Origin of the sequence: Lelliottia sp. 489 (genome assembly GCF_050435885.1) — a bacterium.
GTDB lineage: Bacteria > Pseudomonadota > Gammaproteobacteria > Enterobacterales > Enterobacteriaceae > Enterobacter > Enterobacter nimipressuralis.
This window is the reverse complement of record NZ_JBNDLC010000004.1, coordinates 81,389-100,998: the sequence shown is the minus strand read 5'-3', so window position 1 is coordinate 100,998 and position 19,610 is coordinate 81,389. Positions and strand designations below refer to the sequence as shown.

Annotated in this window: 15 protein-coding genes; 6 read left to right on the top strand and 9 right to left on the bottom strand. The window is 55.0% G+C overall.

Going from position 1 to position 19,610, the window contains the following annotated elements; translation table 11 throughout:
* Window positions 1-29 precede the first annotated feature (29 nt).
* The 4 genes from hofC to nadC form a co-directional block, all read right to left on the bottom strand.
* Window positions 30-1,226, bottom strand: a complete 1,197-nt coding sequence (gene hofC, locus ABIE11_RS14165) for a protein transport protein HofC (protein ID WP_429184745.1) — start codon at window positions 1,224-1,226, stop codon at window positions 30-32.
* Window positions 1,216-2,601 carry a type II secretion system protein GspE gene (gene gspE, locus ABIE11_RS14160; RefSeq protein ID WP_429184744.1) on the bottom strand — a complete coding sequence of 462 codons (1,386 nt, stop codon included), beginning with the start codon at window positions 2,599-2,601 and terminating at the stop codon, window positions 1,216-1,218. Before gspE ends, hofC begins: the two co-directional genes overlap by 11 nt.
* 13 nt (window positions 2,602-2,614) lie before the next feature.
* Window positions 2,615-3,052 carry a prepilin peptidase-dependent pilin gene (gene ppdD, locus ABIE11_RS14155; RefSeq protein ID WP_107702249.1) on the bottom strand — a complete coding sequence of 146 codons (438 nt, stop codon included), beginning with the start codon at window positions 3,050-3,052 and terminating at the stop codon, window positions 2,615-2,617.
* A 193-nt stretch (window positions 3,053-3,245) separates the two neighbouring features.
* Window positions 3,246-4,139 carry a carboxylating nicotinate-nucleotide diphosphorylase gene (gene nadC, locus ABIE11_RS14150; protein ID WP_429184743.1) on the bottom strand — a complete coding sequence of 298 codons (894 nt, stop codon included), beginning with the start codon at window positions 4,137-4,139 and terminating at the stop codon, window positions 3,246-3,248.
* A gap of 87 nt (window positions 4,140-4,226) precedes the next feature.
* Here nadC and ampD point away from each other — a divergent pair, with 87 nt between their 5' ends.
* Both ampD and ampE read left to right on the top strand, forming a co-directional pair.
* A complete protein-coding gene (gene ampD, locus ABIE11_RS14145; protein WP_129035418.1) occupies window positions 4,227-4,790 on the top strand; it encodes a 1,6-anhydro-N-acetylmuramyl-L-alanine amidase AmpD in 564 nt (187 codons plus the stop codon).
* On the top strand, window positions 4,787-5,641 hold the full coding sequence (gene ampE / locus ABIE11_RS14140) for a beta-lactamase regulator AmpE (protein ID WP_100777606.1): 855 nt from the start codon (window positions 4,787-4,789) through the stop codon (window positions 5,639-5,641). Before ampD ends, ampE begins: the two co-directional genes overlap by 4 nt.
* An 18-nt stretch (window positions 5,642-5,659) precedes the next feature.
* Here the strand turns inward: ampE and ABIE11_RS14135 are convergent, their stop codons facing one another.
* From ABIE11_RS14135 to aroP, 3 genes are all read right to left on the bottom strand, one after another.
* Complete coding sequence (locus ABIE11_RS14135; protein ID WP_429184742.1) at window positions 5,660-6,610, bottom strand: glycoside hydrolase family 43 protein; 951 nt, start codon at window positions 6,608-6,610, stop codon at window positions 5,660-5,662.
* Window positions 6,611-6,620: 10 nt separating this feature from the next.
* Window positions 6,621-8,018 carry a glycoside-pentoside-hexuronide (GPH):cation symporter gene (locus ABIE11_RS14130; protein ID WP_100777604.1) on the bottom strand — a complete coding sequence of 466 codons (1,398 nt, stop codon included), beginning with the start codon at window positions 8,016-8,018 and terminating at the stop codon, window positions 6,621-6,623.
* Between the two features lie 160 nt (window positions 8,019-8,178).
* A complete protein-coding gene (gene aroP, locus ABIE11_RS14125) occupies window positions 8,179-9,549 on the bottom strand; it encodes an aromatic amino acid transporter AroP (protein ID WP_100777603.1) in 1,371 nt (456 codons plus the stop codon).
* Window positions 9,550-10,086: 537 nt separating this feature from the next.
* Between aroP and pdhR the strand changes: the two genes are divergently transcribed.
* The 4 genes from pdhR (at window position 10,087) to lpdA (ending at window position 17,167) form a co-directional block, all read left to right on the top strand.
* On the top strand, window positions 10,087-10,851 hold the full coding sequence (gene pdhR, locus ABIE11_RS14120; protein ID WP_100777602.1) for a pyruvate dehydrogenase complex transcriptional repressor PdhR: 765 nt from the start codon (window positions 10,087-10,089) through the stop codon (window positions 10,849-10,851).
* 124 nt (window positions 10,852-10,975) lie between these two features.
* On the top strand, window positions 10,976-13,639 hold the full coding sequence (gene aceE / locus ABIE11_RS14115; RefSeq protein ID WP_100777601.1) for a pyruvate dehydrogenase (acetyl-transferring), homodimeric type: 2,664 nt from the start codon (window positions 10,976-10,978) through the stop codon (window positions 13,637-13,639).
* A gap of 14 nt (window positions 13,640-13,653) precedes the next feature.
* Window positions 13,654-15,543: a pyruvate dehydrogenase complex dihydrolipoyllysine-residue acetyltransferase gene (gene aceF, locus ABIE11_RS14110; RefSeq protein WP_429184741.1), complete on the top strand. Its 1,890-nt coding sequence runs from the start codon at window positions 13,654-13,656 to the stop codon at window positions 15,541-15,543.
* Window positions 15,544-15,742: 199 nt separating this feature from the next.
* Complete coding sequence (gene lpdA / locus ABIE11_RS14105) at window positions 15,743-17,167, top strand: dihydrolipoyl dehydrogenase (RefSeq protein ID WP_100777599.1); 1,425 nt, start codon at window positions 15,743-15,745, stop codon at window positions 17,165-17,167.
* 45 nt (window positions 17,168-17,212) lie between these two features.
* On the opposite strand, the gene ABIE11_RS14100 is transcribed toward lpdA, so the two are convergent.
* Both ABIE11_RS14100 and ABIE11_RS14095 read right to left on the bottom strand, forming a co-directional pair.
* Complete coding sequence (locus ABIE11_RS14100) at window positions 17,213-18,007, bottom strand: DUF2950 family protein (RefSeq protein ID WP_429184740.1); 795 nt, start codon at window positions 18,005-18,007, stop codon at window positions 17,213-17,215.
* A gap of 10 nt (window positions 18,008-18,017) precedes the next feature.
* The gene (locus tag ABIE11_RS14095) at window positions 18,018-19,583 is read right to left on the bottom strand and encodes a DUF3300 domain-containing protein (protein ID WP_429184739.1); all 1,566 of its coding nucleotides are present in this window, start codon (window positions 19,581-19,583) and stop codon (window positions 18,018-18,020) included.
* Between the last annotated feature and the right edge of the window lie 27 nt (window positions 19,584-19,610).

Here is a 19,610-nt window from a genome sequence, read left to right as displayed (position 1 = left end):
TGTCGCTGGTGCGCACCTGCGTGCCAGCGCTATCCCGCACTCATGGCGTCCCCCAGATGGAAAATGGGCAGATACATCGCCACCACCAACGTTCCGATTATCACTCCCGTCACAATCAATAGCAGCGGTTCTAACAGCGACGCCAGATTATCCGCGTGCTGAAACGTCTGCTCGTTATGATGACGCGCCAGATTGGTCAGCATCATATCCAGGGCTCCAGAGACCTCACCCGTTCGCACCAGCTGGATGCATAATGGGGTGAAAACTCCTGCGCCACTCAGCGACGACCAGATAGGTGCCCCCTGCACCACACGCTCCCTGACATCCCGCAGCACCTCTTGCCAGAACACCCCCTCGACCGACTCCTGGGCGCTTTCCAGTCCTTGTAAAAAAGCGATGCCTGCCTGCTGTGTCAGCGATAACACGGTAAATATTTGGCTCAGCTTTTGCCCACGAATCAGCGAGCCCATAATGGGCACGCGCAACCCAAATCTCTGATGAAAACGCTGCCAGCCTTCATGCCGCCTTAGGAAACGCATGACGAGCACCGGGCACAGCCCGAGGCATATCAGCGCGGTGAGATGCTGACCAACAAAGTCAGCAAACCCGATAACCAGCTTTGTGAGCAGCGGTAAGGGCGTATTAAACGTCTTATAGATAGCAGCAAACTCGGGCAATACCAGCGTGACCATTGCCATCACCACGACAACGGCGAGGGCCAAAATGATCGTGGGGTATCGCAGGGCCTTTTTTACTTTCGCGCTAAGTTGCTGCTGTGATTGCTGCTGCTGTGCTAACTCGCGGCAGCACTCTTCCAGTTTTCCGGTGAGTTCACCGGTTTTCATCATCGAAACATAGAGCGGAGAAAACACCTCCGGCCATTTCTTTAGGGCGTCGGAGAATGCACAGCCCGCGCTGAGATCATCTGCCAGACTGGCCAGTAGCGCCTGCCACTGCTTAACGGGATGCTGCTCGGCCAACATTTGCAGGCTCCAGGCGAGCGTCAGTCCAGCCTGAAGCAGGGCAGCAAGCTGTCGGAATATTTCATAACAGTGCTGTGTCTGCCATTTTTGCTGCATAAGATTGCGCTTCAAGGTCAGCGGACAGAGCGCCTTTTGCGACAGCTGACCCCAGGCCGACTCGCGATCGGCAGCCCAAAGTGTGCCCTGCTGCAGTTCCCCCTCAACCGTGAGCGCGCGCCAGCGCCAGAGATATTTAACAGCCATCAGGCATCCCCAGTACGCGAAGTAGCTCTTCGAGCGTGGTGTGCCCACGCTCTACGGCCAGGCACCCGTGTTCAAATAGCGTGGTCATACCCGTTCGTCGGGCTGTTTTTTCGATCTCTTCAATTGATGCACCACTGGCGATAGCCTGGCGGATATCATTGTTCACTGGCAGCACTTCAAACAGAGCAACGCGGCCATAAAATCCGTGATAGCAACGGTCACAGCCCACCGGCTGCCAGTGCGGTAGCTTGCGTGGCCAGACTGTTTTAGGGAGTCTCGCCTCCTGGTAGCTCTCTTTTCGACAATGGGGGCAGAGGCGGCGTACCAGCCTTTGTGCAATGACCAGCGTCAGAGCAGAAGAGACCATCCAGCGGGCAACCCCCATTTGCTGAAGACGGATCAGGGTCTCTGTCGTGGAATTTGTATGCAGCGTGGAGAGCACTAAATGGCCCGTCTGCGCGGCTTTGATAGCGATTTCTGCCGTTTCACCGTCGCGGATCTCACCCACCATGATGATGTCCGGATCCTGGCGCAATAGTGCCCGCAACACCGTTTGAAACGTCAGGCCCGCACGCGGGTTGATTTGCGTCTGGTTCAGCCCTACGAGGGGGATCTCAATCGGATCTTCAACGCTGCAAATATTCACATCCTCCGCGTTTCGGGCCTGAAGCGCGCTATAGAGCGTGACAGTTTTCCCGCTGCCGGTCGGGCCGGTGACCAACAATAACCCCTGCGGATGGTTGAGCGCCTCGGCAAATAGCCTGCGCTGGGCGTCTGTCATACCTAATGCGTCAAGCTGCAGAGCCTGCTGCACCTGATGCAGCAAACGCAGCACGATTTTTTCACCACCCCGGCAGGGGAGGGTCGCGATGCGAAAAGAGACCGAGGCCCCCGCCAGTTCAACGGTAAACTGCCCATCCTGCGGCAGGCGGCGCTCGGCGATATCCAGATCGCCCAGCACCTTTAAGCGAGCAATCAGGGTGGTTGCCAGCGCTGCCGCCAGCGGAGGCTGTGGATAAAGCACGCCATCAATACGTAAGCGGATTTGCCAGGCGTCTTCGGCAGGCTCAATGTGAATATCCGAGGCGCGCTGACTGAGCGCCTGCAGAAGCGTGCGGTTAAGAATATCGACAGCAGAACTGGCAATGGGAGTCACAACCGGCAAGTTTGACGGCGATGACGACTGCTGGTACTTCTCCATCCGCTCTTTGGTCCAGCATTCAATGTCGATTCGCTTTTGCGTCGCGAAGCGCAGGGCTTCCATCATTTGGGATGCCGGTGTGTCCACCACGGCAATGCTGACCATCTCGTCATTGCTGGTCAGCAGCAGCGCATGATGTCGCTGACATAGCAGTCTCAGTTGTTCTGAATTCATGTTCCGCCCCCTGTTATTTGCTGTCGAAGCGGAAAACGTCTTCACACGCTTGTTGAAGAGTGCTGTCGTTTGCAATGTTGCAATCACGCGTCCAGCCGGTAATGCCGTCGCCATCGCTCCAGAGTGGGGCTAAAACCACTTCAAGTCCGTTCAGACTCTCCTGGCCGGTGAGTGCCACTGCGCCTTTGGCAATGCTCATGGCAGAGACATAGCGCGTTGTCGTGGGCGAGGGAATGCCGTTAGTTCCGCCATCGCAGGTCCCGACACCGCCATGATCGAGCGCGCAAAGCTCAATCGCCGTGCGGTAGGGGACAAAAGTTTGCAGCATGTCGGTCAGTGCGGCTTTGCGCAGATAGTTTTGGTACGCCGGCACGCCGATGGCGCTCAGAATAGCGATGATGCCAATCACCACCATCAGTTCAATGAGGGTAAATCCATGTTGTCTGTTCATATCTGCTCCTTGAGTTTCGTGGCGCCACTGTGGCAGCGGCAAAAAACAAACACGAGGAGCAAAAAGAGAATTGTGAAAGGGGATTCAGAGAAATTTGACGCGGTTGCAGGAGAGCATCAGAGTTTTGCGAGAAGGGTCGTAATCACGGAATTTTCTTCCCCCTCTCTGGCATGAGAGGGGGAAGAGTCGCGTATTAGTTGAAACGCATCGAGAGGTCAAGGGCCTGCACATGCTTGGTGAGTGCACCGACGGAGATGAAATCCACGCCGGTTTCAGCGAATTCGCGCAGGGTTTCATGCGTCACGTTGCCCGACACTTCAAGCTGCGCCTGGCCGTTGGTGCGTTTGACCGCTTCACGCATCTGTTCCGTCTCGAAGTTATCGAGCATGATGATATCGGCTCCGGCTTTCAGCGCGGCATCCAGCTCTTCGAGGTTTTCGACTTCAACCTCGACAGGGACGTCCGGGTGCAGCCAGAAGGCTTTTTCGACCGCCTGGCGCACAGAGCCAGACGCAATAATGTGGTTCTCTTTAATCAGGAAGGCATCGGATAACCCCAGACGATGGTTCGCTCCACCACCGCACAGCACCGCGTATTTCAGTGCCGTACGCAGTCCGGGCAGCGTTTTTCGGGTATCCAGCAGTTGGGTTTTGGTGCCTTCGAGCAGGTCGACGTAGCGACGAACGGCGCTCGCGACGCCGGATAATGTCTGAACGAAGTTCAGCGCGGTACGCTCACCCGTTAACAGCACGCGGGAAGGGCCGTCGAGTTCAAAAAGGGGCTGATTGGCGCTAATGCTGTCGCCATCCTGAACATGCCAGGTTATCTGAACGTCATCGCCGGCGAGCTGGGTAAAGACCTCCTCAACCCAGCGTTTGCCGCAGAACACGCCGTCTTCGCGGGTGATGATCACCGCGTGGGAGCGCGTCTCTTTTGGCAATAATTGTGCGGTAATATCGTTGTCCGCATTGACCTCGCCGCCCAGATCTTCGCGCAGCGCATGGGCGACGCTTGCCGGGATATCGAGGTTAATACGTTCCAGAAGCGCGTCACGTCGGTGGTCGGGGTTATAACGGCGAGGCGGCATGATAAAACTCCAAATTGGTAACGAATCATAAGATTGAAACATGCTACTCTGAACCGAGAATCTGCACCATATATAAGGAGAGCCAGCATGCAGTTACAAGATGGATGGCTGGTTGATGCGCGGCACGTACCGTCGCCACACCATGATTGCCGCCCGGAGGATGAAACGCCCTCACTGCTGGTAGTCCACAATATTAGCCTGCCGCCGGGTGAATTTGGTGGTCCGTGGATCGATGCATTATTCACCGGAACAATCGATCCCGATGCCCATCCTTTTTTTGCTGAGATTGCGCACCTGCGCGTTTCTGCTCATTGTCTGATTCGCCGCGACGGTGAAATCGTCCAGTATGTTCCTTTCGATAAACGCGCATGGCATGCAGGGGTGTCGGTGTACCAGGGGCGTGAACGCTGCAACGATTTTTCGATTGGTATTGAGCTGGAAGGGACGGACACAACGCCTTACACGGATGCGCAGTATCAGGCGCTGGTGGCGGTGACGCGTGAACTCACCGCGTTGTACCCAAGAATTGCTGATAACATCACCGGGCATAGCGATATTGCGCCAGTGAGAAAAACCGATCCTGGTCCGGCGTTTGACTGGTCCCGGTTTCGCGCCATGCTTACCGCTTCGTCAGATAAGGAGATGACATGACGTTGTTTACCATGCTGCTGGTGATGATCGCTGAACGGTTGTTCAAACTGGGCGAACACTGGCATTTGGATCATCGGATGGAAGTGCTGTTCCGCCGGATTAAACATTTCTCGATGCTGCGCACCCTGCTGATGACCGCGGTGGTAATGTGCGTGGTGTATCTGCTGCTGCGTGCGCTGCATGGCCTCTTTTTCAACGTGCCGCTGCTGGTGGTGTGGATCCTGCTCGGCGTGCTGTGCATCGGTGCCGGAAAGGTGCGGTTGCACTATCACGCCTATCTGAAAGCCGCATCCCGAGACGACAGCCACGCGCGTGGCGCGATGGCAAGCGAATTGACGCTCATCCACGGTGTGCCGCCGGACTGCAACGAGCGCGATTACCTGCGCGAGCTGCAAAATGCGCTGCTGTGGATTAACTTCCGCTATTATCTCGCGCCGCTGTTCTGGTTTGTTGTCGGCGGCCCATGGGGACCGGTGTTCCTGATGGGATATGCGTTCCTGCGCGCCTGGCAAACCTGGCTTGCCCGCTATTTGACGCCGCATGAGCGTCTGCTGTCAGGAATCGATGCGATTTTACATGTGCTGGACTGGCTGCCGGTTCGCCTGGTCGGCGTGGTATATGCGCTTATTGGTCACGGTGAGAAGGCGCTTCCGGCCTGGTTTGCGTCACTGGCCGATCGACATACCTCTCAGTATCAGGTGCTGACGCGTCTGGCGCAGTTCTCCCTGGCGCGTGAGCCGCACACAGACAAAGTCGAAACCCCGAAAGCGGCGGTATCGATGGCGAAGAAAACCTCATTTGTGATTGTGGTTCTGGTGGCGCTTCTGACGATTTACGGTACGCTGGTGTAAGCCAGCGCACCGCACGTCTCACTCAGTATCCGCAGGCGGGATGCCAAACTCTGGCATCCCGTTTTCGTTCCAGTGGACAAGCTTCAGGCGGGTGTGACGGTTCGGATCGTACAGCGGATCGCCCTCGATTTCGGTGTAGTTGCGCGCGTGATACACCAGCACGTCCTCGCCGTCCGGCGTTTGCGTAAAGCTGTTATGCCCAGGTCCGTACTGACGATTTTCATAGCTTGTGGTAAACACCGGGCGCGGCGCTTTATGCCAGTTGGCGGGGTTACGCAGGTCAGCGCTTTTATCAATCCACAGCAGCCCCATGCAGTAATTCTCATCCGTCGCGCTGGCAGAGTAGCTGATAAACAGCCTGTCTCCGTGCTCCAGCACCGCCGGGCCTTCGTTGACCCAGAATCCGCGGCACTCCCAGTCATACTCGGGTTTGCTGAGCAGGACGGGCGCACCCGTCAGCGTCCACGGGTTTTCCATCTCGCAGAGATAGAGATTAGAGTTCCCTGAGATATCCGGCGCTTTTTGTGCCCACAGATACCAGCGTTTGCCCTGATGAACAAAGGTCGTGGCATCGAGGGCAAAGGTATCAAACGGCGTCGTTATCTGCCCTTTTTCAACCCATTTCCCGTTCAGTGGATCGCTATCGGCGCATTCCAGCGCGTACATCCGGTGCTGGAACATATTGAGCTGATCGAGCGCTTTCGTGTGCGCGGCGGCAAAGTAGATGTACCATTTGCCGTCGATGTGATGCAGCTCCGGCGCCCAGATAAGCTCGCTCATCGGGCCGCTCTCTGGCTTACGCCAGACCACCACTTCGGGTGCGTGGCGTAACGCTTCCAGCGAGTCGGCGCGGCGAATCGCCAGCCTGTCGTACTCTGGCACAGAAGCGATAAAGTAGTACTGCCCCTCGTGATGCAAAATAAACGGATCGGCACGTTGTTCGATAAAGGGATTGGGCCAGTGACGCATTGGGCTTTCCTTATTTGGTTTCAGCGGCTTTGAGTTCCTGGTAATCATTCAGCTCGCGATAGTTTATGCGGCGTTTCTCCAGATCTTCCTGAATCTGCTTCATCAGTTCACGATCGACCTTCAGCAGACGAACCACACCCGCGGTGATCAGATAACCGACGCCCGGAATCAGGGTGAACAGCAGGACGATCCCGTTGATGGCATCGGCGCTTTGCGCTTTGGCTCCCGCATCGTAACCGTACCAGGAGAGCAAGAATCCGACCATCGCACCAGCAATCGCCAGACCCAGCTTGAGGAAGAAAATGTTGCCGGAGAAGCTGATCCCGGTGATGCGTTTACCGGTTTTCCACTCGCCGTAGTCGTCCACGTCGGCCATCAGCGACCAGTGCAGCGGGGAAGGGATCTGATGCAACACGTTGAGCAGGAAGTAGAGCACCACGATGGTGGTGGTGGCTTTTGGATCGAAGAAGTAGAACGCGCTGGAGAAAATGGCCAGGGCGATATTAGTCCAGAAGAAGACTTTCAGCTTACACCAGCGGTCGGTCAGGGGTTTGGCGAGGATGCTACCGAGCATCATGCCCACCACGCCGAGACTGATAAACAGCGTGGCGAAATGGGTGCTCTGTCCCATTACCCAGGTGACGTAGTACATGGTCGCCGCCATGCGAATAAAGCCAGGGCAGACGTTACAGATCGTCAGCAGCAGAATGCGCACCCACTGATCGTTCTTCCACACATCCTTGAGATCGTTTTTCAGTTCGTCATTCGTCTGTACGGCAGGGCGAATACGTTCCCGTACGGTTGAGAAACTAAACAGGAACATGCAGGTGCCAATCAGCGCCAGCACGGTCATCGCCATTTGATAGCCTTTGGCTTTGTTATCACCGCCAAAATACTCCACCATCGGCAGCAGGGTTAAGGAGAGCAGCAGCGTCGCAATCCCTACCATGACAAAGCGATACGACTGGCAGGCCACGCGCTCTTTCGGGTCGTTAGTGATTACCCCGCCCAGCGAGCAGTAAGGGATATTGATTGCGGTGTAGGTGAGTGACAGCAGGAAATAGGTGACAAACGCATAGATAACTTTGCTGTTGTACGTCCACTCTGGTGTGGTGAACATCAGAATACTGAACAGGGCATACGGGAAGGCGATCCACAGCAGCCATGGACGAAATCGCCCATATTTACTGCGGGTACGGTCGGCAATGGCTCCCATGATAGGGTCTGTGATGGCGTCAATCACCCTCACTGACAGCAATAGCACCCCTACCAGAGCGGGGGCGAGCCCAAAGATATCCGTATAAAAGTAGTTAACAAACAACATAATGGCGCCGAAGATGATGTTACATCCCGCGTCGCCCATGCCATAGCCGATCTTTTCTTTTACAGACAGTTTATTGTTATCCATCGACAGCTCTCCGGGTTTCGGTATGGAGAGAATTATTCGCTGGCAAATGAATATTTGCGTTGCAGTATCAGGGCGGTGATATGGATGATTTGGCTGTTGGTGAGAATTTGTGAGGCAGGTAACACGCTCTGTGCCGCATTCGGCACAGAGCGAGAAGAGATTAATGCGCTTTTACGGTTTTGGCATTTTTCTGTTTAAACAGATAGCCCACGCCGAGGATCACAATCCACACAGGAATGAGATACACGGAGATCGCCATGCCAGGGGTCATCAGCATGATCACCAGCACCGCCGCCATAAAGATCAGGCACACCCAGTTTCCCAGCGGATAGAACAGGGCAGGGAAGCGCGTTTTCACGCCTTGCTGCTGTTTCGCGCGGCGGAACTTAATGTGCGCCAGGCTAATCATCGCCCAGTTGATCACCAGTGCGGACACGACCAGCGCCATCAGCAGACCGAATGCAGATTCCGGTGCCAGATAGTTAATCAGCACGCACAGGGCGGTCACCACTGCGGACACCATAATGGAGTTCACCGGCACGCCGCGTTTGTCGACGTTCAGCAGGGCTTTCGGAGCGTTACCCTGCTGTGCCAGACCGAACAGCATACGGCTGTTGCAGTAGACGCAGCTGTTATAGACGGACAGCGCCGCGGTCAGCACCACGATGTTCAGCGCGTTTGCCACGAAGGTATCGCCCAGTTCATGGAAGATCAGGACAAACGGGCTGGTGTCAGCGGTGACGCGCGTCCACGGCAGCAGGGAGAGCAGAACCGCCAGTGAACCCACATAGAAGATTAGAATACGGTAGATAACCTGGTTGGTGGCTTTCGGGATGCTCTGCTCAGGGTTATCGGCTTCGGCGGCGGTAATCCCCACCAGCTCAAGCCCACCAAACGAGAACATAATGATCGCCATCATCATTACCAGCCCGGTCATGCCGTGAGGCAAGAACCCGCCTTGTTCCCACAGGTTGCGTACGGTCGCCTGCGGGCCACCGTTGCCGCTGAACAGCAGCCAGCCGCCGAAGATGATCATCGCCACAACCGCGATCACTTTGATAATCGCGAACCAGAACTCCATCTCACCAAACACTTTGACGTTGGTCAGGTTGATGGCGTTGATGATCACGAAGAAAGCCGCTGCTGATGCCCAGGTTGGGATCTCCGGATACCAGAACTGGATGTATTTCCCGACGGCGGTCAGCTCAGCCATGGCAACCAGAACGTACAGGACCCAGTAGTTCCAGCCCGACGCGAAACCGGCAAAGCCGCCCCAGTACTTATAGGCAAAGTGGCTGAAGGAGCCGGCTACAGGCTCTTCAACCACCATTTCACCGAGCTGGCGCATAATAAGGAAGGCGATAAAGCCCGCGATGGCATAGCCCAGAATAATCCCCGGACCTGCCGACTGAATGACGGATGCGCTGCCCAGAAACAGGCCGGTACCGATAGCGCCACCCAACGCGATGAGCTGTATATGGCGGTTTTTAAGGCCGCGCTTTAGCTGATCGCCATGCTGTTGAGCTTCCATTTGAAACCTCGTGTGTGGTTGTTATGTTCACGCTCGGGCGTGTGTAATTATGAAAGTCCATTTTCTGTATTTATTTCTTTACGGTGAAGTTGACCGAAAAAAGCGGAGATGGCTTCCGTTGACGCAAGAATAGTGGTAAGCGCCAGCGAATGCACCTGCTTTATGAAGGGATGTCGATCGCTTGAATAAAAAGAAAGCATTTGTAAATGCGTGCGCGTCGCTCCCTCACCCCATCTATAGAATAAAAATGCTCCATAAGTGGGCGAATTTTCATTATTTACCTTGTTGAATCGCTTCAGATTGCAAATCCCCTCGTTTCAATAAGGTTAAAACTACCTTTTTAGTGGTAACCAGTTCATTTGTGCAAAGTTACATTTCTGAAACGTTATTTCTGTAAGGTTGTTAAAATGTGCAGGGTTTACTGATTTCAATCAAAACCAATATGGACAGAAGGTGAATACTTTGTTACTTTAGCGATACGAACATGAAATTGGTAAGACCAATTTACTCCGGGCAAAAAGGCGTAAGACAGGGAATATGGCCTACAGCAAAATTCGCCAACCAAAACTATCGGATGTGATAGAGCAGCAGCTGGAGTTTTTAATCCTCGAAGGGACTCTGCGCCCCGGTGAAAAACTCCCGCCTGAACGCGAGCTGGCAAAACAGTTCGACGTTTCCCGTCCCTCTCTGCGTGAGGCGATTCAACGTCTCGAAGCGAAGGGCTTGCTGCTTCGTCGTCAGGGCGGTGGAACGTTTGTGCAAAATAGCCTGTGGCAGAGCTTCAGCGATCCGCTGGTCGAGCTTTTGTCTGACCACCCAGAATCCCAGTTTGACCTGCTTGAAACCCGTCACGCGCTTGAAGGTATCGCTGCTTATTACGCGGCCCTGCGCAGCAATGATGAAGATCGCGTGCGTATTCGCGAGCTGCATCAGGCCATTGAACGGGCACAGCAGTCAGGCGATCTCGACGCCGAGTCCAATGCCGTCGTCCAGTATCAAATTGCCGTCACCGAAGCAGCGCACAATGTCGTGCTTCTCCACCTGCTTCGCTGTATGGAGCCGATGCTGGCCCAGAATGTTCGACAAAATTTTGAATTGTTGTACGCCCGCCGGGAGATGCTCCCGCTGGTCAGCAATCATCGCACCCGTGTATTCGAGGCGATAATGGCCGGGGAACCGGAGCAGGCGCGTGAAGCGTCGCACCGTCACCTGGCTTTCATTGAGGAAATCTTGCTGGACCGCAGCCGTGAACAGAGTCGTAGAGAACGTTCACTCCGCCGCATACAGCAACGAAAGGATTAAGCGCCAGAGTTTTTTTAGAGCGCGGCAACTAAACGCAGAACCTGTCTTATTGTGTTCTTTGCTGAGAGCACAATGGGACAGGTTCCAGACAAATCAACGTATTAGATAGATAAGGAATACCCCCATGTCAGAACGTCTCCAAAATGACGTGGATCCGATCGAAACTCGCGACTGGCTACAGGCGATCGAATCGGTCATCCGTGAAGAAGGTGTTGAGCGCGCTCAGTATCTGATTGATCAGCTGCTTTCAGAAGCCCGTAAAGGTGGCGTGAAAGTAGCTTCAGGTGCAGGGGCTAGCAACTACGTAAACACGATTGCCGTCGAAGACGAACCGGAATACCCGGGCAATCTGGATCTGGAACGTCGTATCCGTTCTGCAATTCGCTGGAACGCGATCATGACCGTTCTGCGCGCATCCAAGAAAGACCTGGAGCTGGGCGGCCACATGGCTTCCTTCCAGTCTTCTGCGACCGTTTATGAAGTGTGCTTTAACCACTTCTTCCGCGCACGCACCGAGAAAGACGGCGGCGACCTGGTTTACTTCCAGGGCCACATCTCTCCGGGCGTTTACGCACGTGCGTTCCTGGAAGGTCGTCTGACTGAAGAGCAGATGAACAACTTCCGTCAGGAAGTTCACGGTAAAGGTCTGTCTTCTTACCCGCACCCTAAACTGATGCCTGAGTTCTGGCAGTTCCCGACCGTTTCTATGGGTCTGGGTCCAATCGGTGCGATTTACCAGGCTAAATTCCTGAAATATCTGGAACACCGTGGCCTGAAAGATACCTCTCAGCAGACCGTTTACGCCTTCCTGGGCGACGGCGAGATGGATGAGCCAGAATCTAAAGGTGCGATCACCATCGCTACCCGTGAGAAACTGGACAACCTGTGCTTCATCATCAACTGTAACCTGCAGCGTCTGGATGGTCCGGTAACCGGCAACGGCAAGATCATCAACGAACTGGAAGGCATCTTCAGCGGTGCTGGCTGGAACGTCGTTAAAGTGATGTGGGGCGGTCGTTGGGATGAGCTGCTGCGTAAAGATACCAGCGGTAAACTGATTCAGCTGATGAACGAAACCGTTGACGGCGACTATCAGACCTTCAAATCCAAAAACGGTGCCTACGTTCGTGAGCACTTCTTCGGTAAATACCCTGAAACCGCAGCGCTGGTTGCAGACTGGTCTGACGATCAGATCTGGGCTCTGAACCGTGGCGGCCACGATCCGAAGAAAGTCTATGCAGCACTGAAAAACGCGCAAGAAACCAAAGGCAAAGCAACAGTTATCCTGGCTCATACCATCAAAGGTTATGGCATGGGTGACACCGCCGAAGGTAAAAACATTGCGCACCAGGTGAAGAAAATGAACATGGACGGCGTGCGTTATATCCGCGACCGCTTCAACGTTCCTGTCACCGACGAGCAGGTTGAAAACCTCTCTTACATCACCTTCCCGGAAGGTTCTGAAGAACACACCTACCTGCACGCACAGCGTCAGAAACTGAACGGCTACCTGCCGTCCCGTCAGGTGAACTTCACTGAGAAACTGGAACTGCCGGTTCTGGAAGACTTCTCCCAGCTGCTGGAAGAGCAGAACAAAGAGATCTCTACCACTATCGCGTTCGTTCGTGCCCTGAACGTGATGCTGAAGAACAAGTCGATCAAAGACCGCCTGGTTCCAATCATCGCCGATGAAGCGCGTACCTTCGGTATGGAAGGTCTGTTCCGTCAGATCGGTATTTACAGCCCGAACGGCCAGCAGTACACCCCGCAGGACCGTGAGCAGGTTGCATACTACAAAGAAGACGAGAAAGGCCAGATTCTGCAGGAAGGGATCAACGAGCTGGGCGCAGGCGCATCCTGGCTGGCTGCTGCGACCTCTTACAGCACCAACAACCTGCCGATGATTCCGTTCTACATCTACTACTCCATGTTCGGTTTCCAGCGTATCGGTGACCTGTGCTGGCAGGCTGGCGACCAACAGGCTCGCGGCTTCCTGGTCGGTGGTACTTCCGGTCGTACGACTCTGAACGGTGAAGGTCTGCAGCACGAAGATGGTCACAGCCACATTCAGTCTCTGACTATCCCGAACTGTATCTCTTATGACCCGTCTTACGCGTACGAAGTGGCAGTCATCATGCATGACGGTCTGGTTCGTATGTACGGTGAAGCGCAAGAGAACATTTACTACTACATCACCACTCTGAACGAAAACTACCACATGCCGGCTATGCCAGCAGGTGCCGAGGAAGGTATCCGTAAAGGTATCTACAAACTCGAAACCATCGCGGGTAGCAAAGGTAAAGTTCAGCTGCTGGGCTCCGGTTCTATCCTGCGTCACGTACGTGAAGCAGCGCAGATCCTGGCGAACGACTACGGCGTTGGCTCTGACGTGTACAGCGTAACATCCTTCACTGAACTGGCACGTGATGGCCAGGATTGTGAGCGCTGGAACATGCTGCACCCAATGGAAACGCCACGCGTACCGTACATCGCTCAGGTGATGAACGACGCTCCGGCAGTCGCATCTACTGACTATATGAAACTGTTCGCCGAGCAGGTTCGTACTTATGTACCGGCTGATGATTACCGCGTACTGGGTACCGACGGCTTCGGTCGCTCTGACAGCCGCGAAAACCTGCGTCACCACTTCGAAGTTGACTCTTCTTACGTGGTCGTTGCAGCGCTGGGCGAACTGGCTAAACGTGGCGAAATCGATAAGAAAGTGGTTGCGGAAGCAATCACCAAATTCAACATCGATGCAGATAAAGTTAACCCGCGTCTGGCGTAAGAGGTAAAAGAATAATGGCTATCGAAATCAATGTACCGGACATCGGGGCTGATGAAGTTGAAATCACCGAGATCCTGGTCAAAGTAGGCGACAAAGTTGAAGCTGAACAGTCGCTGATCACCGTAGAAGGCGATAAAGCCTCTATGGAAGTCCCGTCTCCTCAGGCTGGCATCGTTAAAGAGATCAAAGTCTCTGTTGGCGATAAAACCGAGACTGGCAAACTGATCATGATTTTCGATTCCGCCGACGGTGCAGCAGCTGCTGCACCTGCGCAGGAAGAGAAGAAAGAAGCAGCGGCCCCGGCGGCTGCACCAGCGGCTGCAGCTGCAAAAGACGTTAACGTGCCTGACATCGGCGGCGACGAAGTTGAAGTGACTGAGATCATGGTGAAAGTGGGCGACACCGTTGCTGCTGAACAATCCCTGATCACCGTAGAAGGCGACAAAGCCTCTATGGAAGTCCCGGCTCCGTTCGCGGGCGTGGTAAAAGAGATCAAAATCAACACCGGCGACAAAGTGTCTACCGGCTCCCTGATTATGGTCTTCGAAGTGGCGGGTGCTGCACCGGCTGCGGCTCCAGCACAGGCGGCTGCTCCGGCGGCGGCTGCTGCACCAGCAGCGTCTGGCGCGAAAGACGTTAACGTTCCGGATATCGGCGGTGACGAAGTTGAAGTGACTGAAGTGATGGTGAAAGTGGGCGACAAAGTTGCCGCTGAGCAGTCACTGATCACCGTAGAGGGCGACAAAGCCTCTATGGAAGTCCCGGCTCCGTTCGCAGGTACCGTTAAAGAAATCAAAATCAGCACCGGCGACAAAGTGTCTACCGGCTCTCTGATCATGGTCTTCGAAGTAGAAGGCGCTGCGCCTGCTGCGGCTCCGGCTGCTGCGCCAGCACCTGCTGCTGCCGCTCCGGCGCCTGCTGCGAAAGCCGCTGCACCGGCCGCGAAAGCAGAAGGCAAATCTGAGTTTGCTGAGAACGACGCGTACGTTCACGCGACTCCGCTGATTCGTCGCCTGGCGCGCGAATTCAGCGTGAATCTGGCGAAAGTGAAAGGGACGGGCCGTAAAGGTCGTATCCTGCGCGAAGACGTTCAGACTTACGTGAAAGAAGCTGTGAAACGCGCTGAAGCGGCACCAGCTGCTGCTGCCGGTGGCGGTATTCCGGGCATGCTGCCATGGCCGAAAGTGGACTTCAGCAAGTTTGGCGAAATCGAAGAAGTGGAACTGGGCCGTATCCAGAAAATCTCTGGTGCTAACCTGAGCCGTAACTGGGTGATGATCCCGCACGTTACTCACTTCGACAAAACCGATATCACCGATCTGGAAGCGTTCCGTAAACAGCAGAACGCCGAAGCCGAGAAACGTAAACTGGACGTGAAATTCACCCCAGTAGTCTTCATCATGAAAGCTGTTGCGGCAGCTCTTGAGCAGATGCCACGTTTCAACAGCTCCCTGTCTGAAGATGCGCAGCGTCTGACGCTGAAGAAATACATCAACATCGGTGTTGCGGTAGATACGCCAAATGGTCTGGTTGTTCCGGTCTTCAAAGACGTGAACAAGAAGAGCATCACTGAGCTGTCCCGTGAACTGACGGTGATCTCCAAGAAAGCGCGTGATGGTAAGCTGACTGCCGGCGAAATGCAGGGCGGTTGCTTCACTATCTCCAGCATCGGCGGCCTGGGTACTACCCACTTCGCGCCGATTGTTAACGCGCCGGAAGTGGCGATCCTCGGTGTGTCCAAGTCCGCGATGGAACCAGTGTGGAATGGTAAAGAGTTTGTGCCGCGTCTGATGATGCCAATCTCTCTCTCCTTCGACCACCGCGTGATCGACGGTGCTGATGGTGCGCGCTTCATTACCATCATCAATAACACCCTGAGCGATATTCGCCGCCTGGTGATGTAATCGCAAAAGCCGGCCAGTCGGCCGGCTTTTTGTCTTGTAATCTCATGAAAATTGTGAGGTTATTGGTAAAGACAAGAATTCATGAGCCGTTTGTTGTTTCAAAATTGTTAACAATTTTGTAAAATACGGGCGGATAGAACGTCCCGGTGGATGAAGGGCGACAAGTACCTGGACCGCCGGAAATCAATAAGAGGTCATGATGAGTACTGAAATCAAAACTCAGGTCGTGGTACTTGGGGCAGGCCCGGCAGGTTACTCTGCTGCCTTCCGTTGCGCTGATTTAGGTCTGGAAACCGTTATCGTAGAACGTTACAACACCCTCGGCGGTGTTTGTCTGAACGTCGGCTGTATCCCTTCTAAAGCACTGCTGCACGTTGCAAAAGTTATCGAAGAAGCCAAAGCACTGGCTGACCACGGTATCGTCTTCGGCGAGCCGAAAACCGATATCGACAAGATTCGTACCTGGAAAGAGAAAGTGATCACTCAGCTGACCGGCGGTCTGGCGGGTATGGCCAAAGGCCGTAAAGTGAAAGTGGTCAACGGTCTGGGTAAATTCACCGGGGCTAACACCCTGGAAGTGGAAGGCGAGAACGGCAAAACCGTGATCAACTTCGACAACGCGATCATCGCGGCGGGCTCCCGTCCGATCGAACTCCCGTTCATTCCGCATGAAGATCCTCGCGTGTGGGATTCCACCGACGCACTGGAACTGAAAACCGTACCAAAACGCCTGCTGGTTATGGGTGGCGGTATCATCGGTCTGGAAATGGGTACCGTATACCATGCGCTGGGTTCAGAGATTGACGTGGTTGAGATGTTCGACCAGGTTATCCCGGCTGCCGATAAAGATATCGTTAAAGTCTTCACCAAACGCATCAGCAAGAAATTCAACCTGATGCTGGAAACCAAAGTCACTGCCGTGGAAGCAAAAGAAGACGGTATTTACGTTTCCATGGAAGGCAAAAAAGCCCCTGCTGAAGCGCAGCGTTACGACGCCGTACTGGTAGCGATTGGCCGTGTGCCAAACGGTAAAAACCTCGATGCAGGCGCTGCTGGCGTTGAAGTGGACGACCGTGGCTTTATCCGTGTGGACAAACAGCTGCGTACCAACGTGCCGCACATCTTTGCTATCGGCGATATCGTCGGTCAGCCAATGCTGGCGCACAAAGGTGTTCACGAAGGTCACGTTGCCGCTGAAGTTATCGCGGGCATGAAACACTACTTCGACCCGAAAGTCATTCCATCAATCGCATACACCGAGCCGGAAGTTGCCTGGGTCGGTCTGACCGAGAAAGAAGCGAAAGAGAAAGGCATCAGCTACGAAACCGCCACCTTCCCGTGGGCAGCTTCTGGCCGTGCGATCGCTTCCGATTGCGCTGATGGCGTGACCAAACTGATCTTCGACAAAGAGACTCACCGTGTGATCGGTGGTGCGATAGTCGGTACCAACGGCGGCGAGCTGCTGGGTGAGATCGGTCTGGCTATCGAAATGGGCTGTGACGCTGAAGACATCGCGCTGACCATCCACGCGCACCCGACTCTGCACGAGTCCGTGGGCCTGGCTGCAGAAGTGTTTGAAGGTAGCATCACCGACCTGCCAAACGCGAAAGCCAAGAAGAAGTAATCTCTCGAACCGTAAAAAGCCGCTCAACTGAGCGGCTTTTTTTATTTACGGCGCAACGGGCTGCCACTCTTTGTCAGGATGATAAGCCGTTATCGCTTTCGCTTTCTTCTGCGTTTCATTTCCCAGGTTTGTCTGATACACCTGATCATCACCGTTCACCACAAAACTCATCACGCCAGTCTGCCCGTAGCTGACGGGCCAGGCGATCATCGCAAAGCCGTTGTCTTTATCCGGCAGAATGCGGAAGTGATAGCCGTGATAACCGGTCCCCGGCACCTGCGGGCTGAATGCTGGCCCTAGCGGGCTGGGCGCTTCACCCGGCGCGGCTGGCCAGTATAAACCGTCTTTTTTCCCTTCAGCGCTGATCACTTTTTTCGCATAGCGATGGTTTAGAGCGAAGTAGCTCTTCTGTGCATCCACATAGGCGTGGAGCGCTTCAATAGCGGCCAGCTCGTTGCGGCCGATCTCCCGTGTCAGGATCTCCTCGGCGGCTTTTTGCATATCAAACTGCCAGCCAGCGGCGCGTTTCACCGCTGGGATAGGCAATTGCCAGTCGCTGTCGCCCACGTTGAGATGCGCCACATCGCCGTTGATCACCGTGTGGTGGCTGACTTTCCAGTCGCGCAGAAAACGGTCGACCGCCTCCGGATCGACGCCCTCCGGCGGCAGAAAATCACGCCAGTCATCGCCGAGCAGATTTTTCATCTCGGCTTCGTTTTGCCCGCTGATGGCTTTTGCCAGTGCGCTGGTCGCCTCGTCCGGCGTGGCAAAATGCTGCTGTGCGAGGGTGAAGGTTGAGACCATGAACAACATCATCCCACTGAGTAATTTCGTTTTCATTTCGATTCCCTTAGCGGTGACGGAATTCACGGTGTTCGCTGCGGCCTGCCGGCATTTGCCGTGGCTGCTGACGATTCTGGTGCTGCGCGGTGAACTGACGGCTTTGCGCCCCGCGCTGTTGCTGCGCCTGCCAGTTGGCTGAGCGGCTATCGTTGCCGCTTAACGCATTGGCTCGCGGTTGCGTATTTCGCTGGCGGGTTGGCTGTGAGGCCGGTCGATCCTGTCGCTGTGACAAATTCTGATGATTCTCGCGCTTCGCTTTGTTATTCGATCGCTGGGCGGTGTTCGGTTTACTGGTGTCGTACCCGCGATAGTTATTACGCTGGGAGATCTGTTTCAGCTGATTGTTAGCCGCCTGACGCTGCACGTCTTTGGTTGCCGGGCGCTGGGTTTGTGAAAGGGTTTTCCCGGTCGATTGCTGCACCTGCGCCATCGCCGCCTGACGCTGGCTGTCGCGATTGACCGGTTGATGCTGAGTGGCACTCAGACCGGTTGCGCTATTCGTCGAGTGGAAGCGGTTGTTCAGCTGATTATTCGGATACGGAACGCCTTCGCGATAGGCCGGATTATGCTGCCAGGTGCGGTTGTTATCCGTCAGGCGCTGTCCGCTGATTTTGTTGAAATTATCCACGTTAATATTGATGTTGTTATCACCATTGCGGTTATAGCCGCCGTTGTGGTGATCGTAGTCATCGTGATCATGATGGTGATAATCGTCGTCATCGTCCCAGTCGATATTGCTGAAAATCGCGTAAGTCGTGGCGACCCCAAGGCTAAACCCAAGGCCTTTCACCAGGCTATTGGTAAACTGCTCGCCAGGGGAAGGGGGCAGATAAACCGGTGGATAGCTGGCGCTGGGCCAGGTGCCGTAAACCGTGTTGGGATTGTAGGTCGGGACGTAAACCACCTGCGGATCGGCTGACTCGATTTTAATCACCGTTGGACTGGTCGCCGTGGCAGCGGTCGTTGACGCTGAGCCGGACGCTTTGCTGGCAGCCGGGGCCATTTTCTTCACGCTGGTGACCGTTTGCTGTGGCGTGGACTGCAGCGCGCCCGTCTCCTGGGCCAGGAGCCGCAGACGCTGGACGGAGTCCATCACATCTTTCGGCTGAGCCAAAAACGCATCGCCGAGGCTTTGAATCCATGGCGGGTTTTCTCCCATCAGGGACATCAGCTGAGGGAAGGCCACCAGGGATTTGACGCTGGGGTCCCACGGCTGATTGCTCACCGCCTGAATGGCGGCATCGCCCTGCATTTTAGGGTTATCTTTCGACCACTGCGCGGCCTGAATCACGTTTGCCGGGTAGGTTGAGGCCATCAGGATCTGTGAGAGCAGTGCGTCAGGGTAGAGCGCGATGGGCGCGGTCCACTGATCGATTTGCGCGGCGGTATAGGTCGGGGTGACCACCGGGGCGGGTGTCGGGGAAACAGGCTGAGGTGCGGTGGGCGCCACAGCGGGCGGAGGCGTTGAAACTGTCTCGGGCGCTCGACTTTTCACATACATGACGCCGGATGCGGCTAACAGCCCGGCACTGCACAGCAGGACAAGCAGATGTGGCTTAAAGGGCAACTTCATAGTGTGACTCCAGCGTAAGCAGTGTCG

What these genes read in the sequence shown, in the direction of transcription:
- hofC (WP_429184745.1), bottom strand. Translation starts at nt 1,226, where the DNA reads ATGGCTGTTAAATATCTCTGGCGCTGGCGCGCGCTCACGGTTGAGGGG.
- gspE (WP_429184744.1), bottom strand. Translation starts at nt 2,601, where the DNA reads ATGAATTCAGAACAACTGAGACTGCTATGTCAGCGACATCATGCGCTG.
- ppdD (WP_107702249.1), bottom strand. Translation starts at nt 3,052, where the DNA reads ATGAACAGACAACATGGATTTACCCTCATTGAACTGATGGTGGTGATT.
- nadC (WP_429184743.1), bottom strand. Translation starts at nt 4,139, where the DNA reads ATGCCGCCTCGCCGTTATAACCCCGACCACCGACGTGACGCGCTTCTG.
- ampD (WP_129035418.1), top strand. Translation starts at nt 4,227, where the DNA reads ATGCAGTTACAAGATGGATGGCTGGTTGATGCGCGGCACGTACCGTCG.
- ampE (WP_100777606.1), top strand. Translation starts at nt 4,787, where the DNA reads ATGACGTTGTTTACCATGCTGCTGGTGATGATCGCTGAACGGTTGTTC.
- ABIE11_RS14135 (WP_429184742.1), bottom strand. Translation starts at nt 6,610, where the DNA reads ATGCGTCACTGGCCCAATCCCTTTATCGAACAACGTGCCGATCCGTTT.
- ABIE11_RS14130 (WP_100777604.1), bottom strand. Translation starts at nt 8,018, where the DNA reads ATGGATAACAATAAACTGTCTGTAAAAGAAAAGATCGGCTATGGCATG.
- aroP (WP_100777603.1), bottom strand. Translation starts at nt 9,549, where the DNA reads ATGGAAGCTCAACAGCATGGCGATCAGCTAAAGCGCGGCCTTAAAAAC.
- pdhR (WP_100777602.1), top strand. Translation starts at nt 10,087, where the DNA reads ATGGCCTACAGCAAAATTCGCCAACCAAAACTATCGGATGTGATAGAG.
- aceE (WP_100777601.1), top strand. Translation starts at nt 10,976, where the DNA reads ATGTCAGAACGTCTCCAAAATGACGTGGATCCGATCGAAACTCGCGAC.
- aceF (WP_429184741.1), top strand. Translation starts at nt 13,654, where the DNA reads ATGGCTATCGAAATCAATGTACCGGACATCGGGGCTGATGAAGTTGAA.
- lpdA (WP_100777599.1), top strand. Translation starts at nt 15,743, where the DNA reads ATGAGTACTGAAATCAAAACTCAGGTCGTGGTACTTGGGGCAGGCCCG.
- ABIE11_RS14100 (WP_429184740.1), bottom strand. Translation starts at nt 18,007, where the DNA reads ATGAAAACGAAATTACTCAGTGGGATGATGTTGTTCATGGTCTCAACC.
- ABIE11_RS14095 (WP_429184739.1), bottom strand. Translation starts at nt 19,583, where the DNA reads ATGAAGTTGCCCTTTAAGCCACATCTGCTTGTCCTGCTGTGCAGTGCC.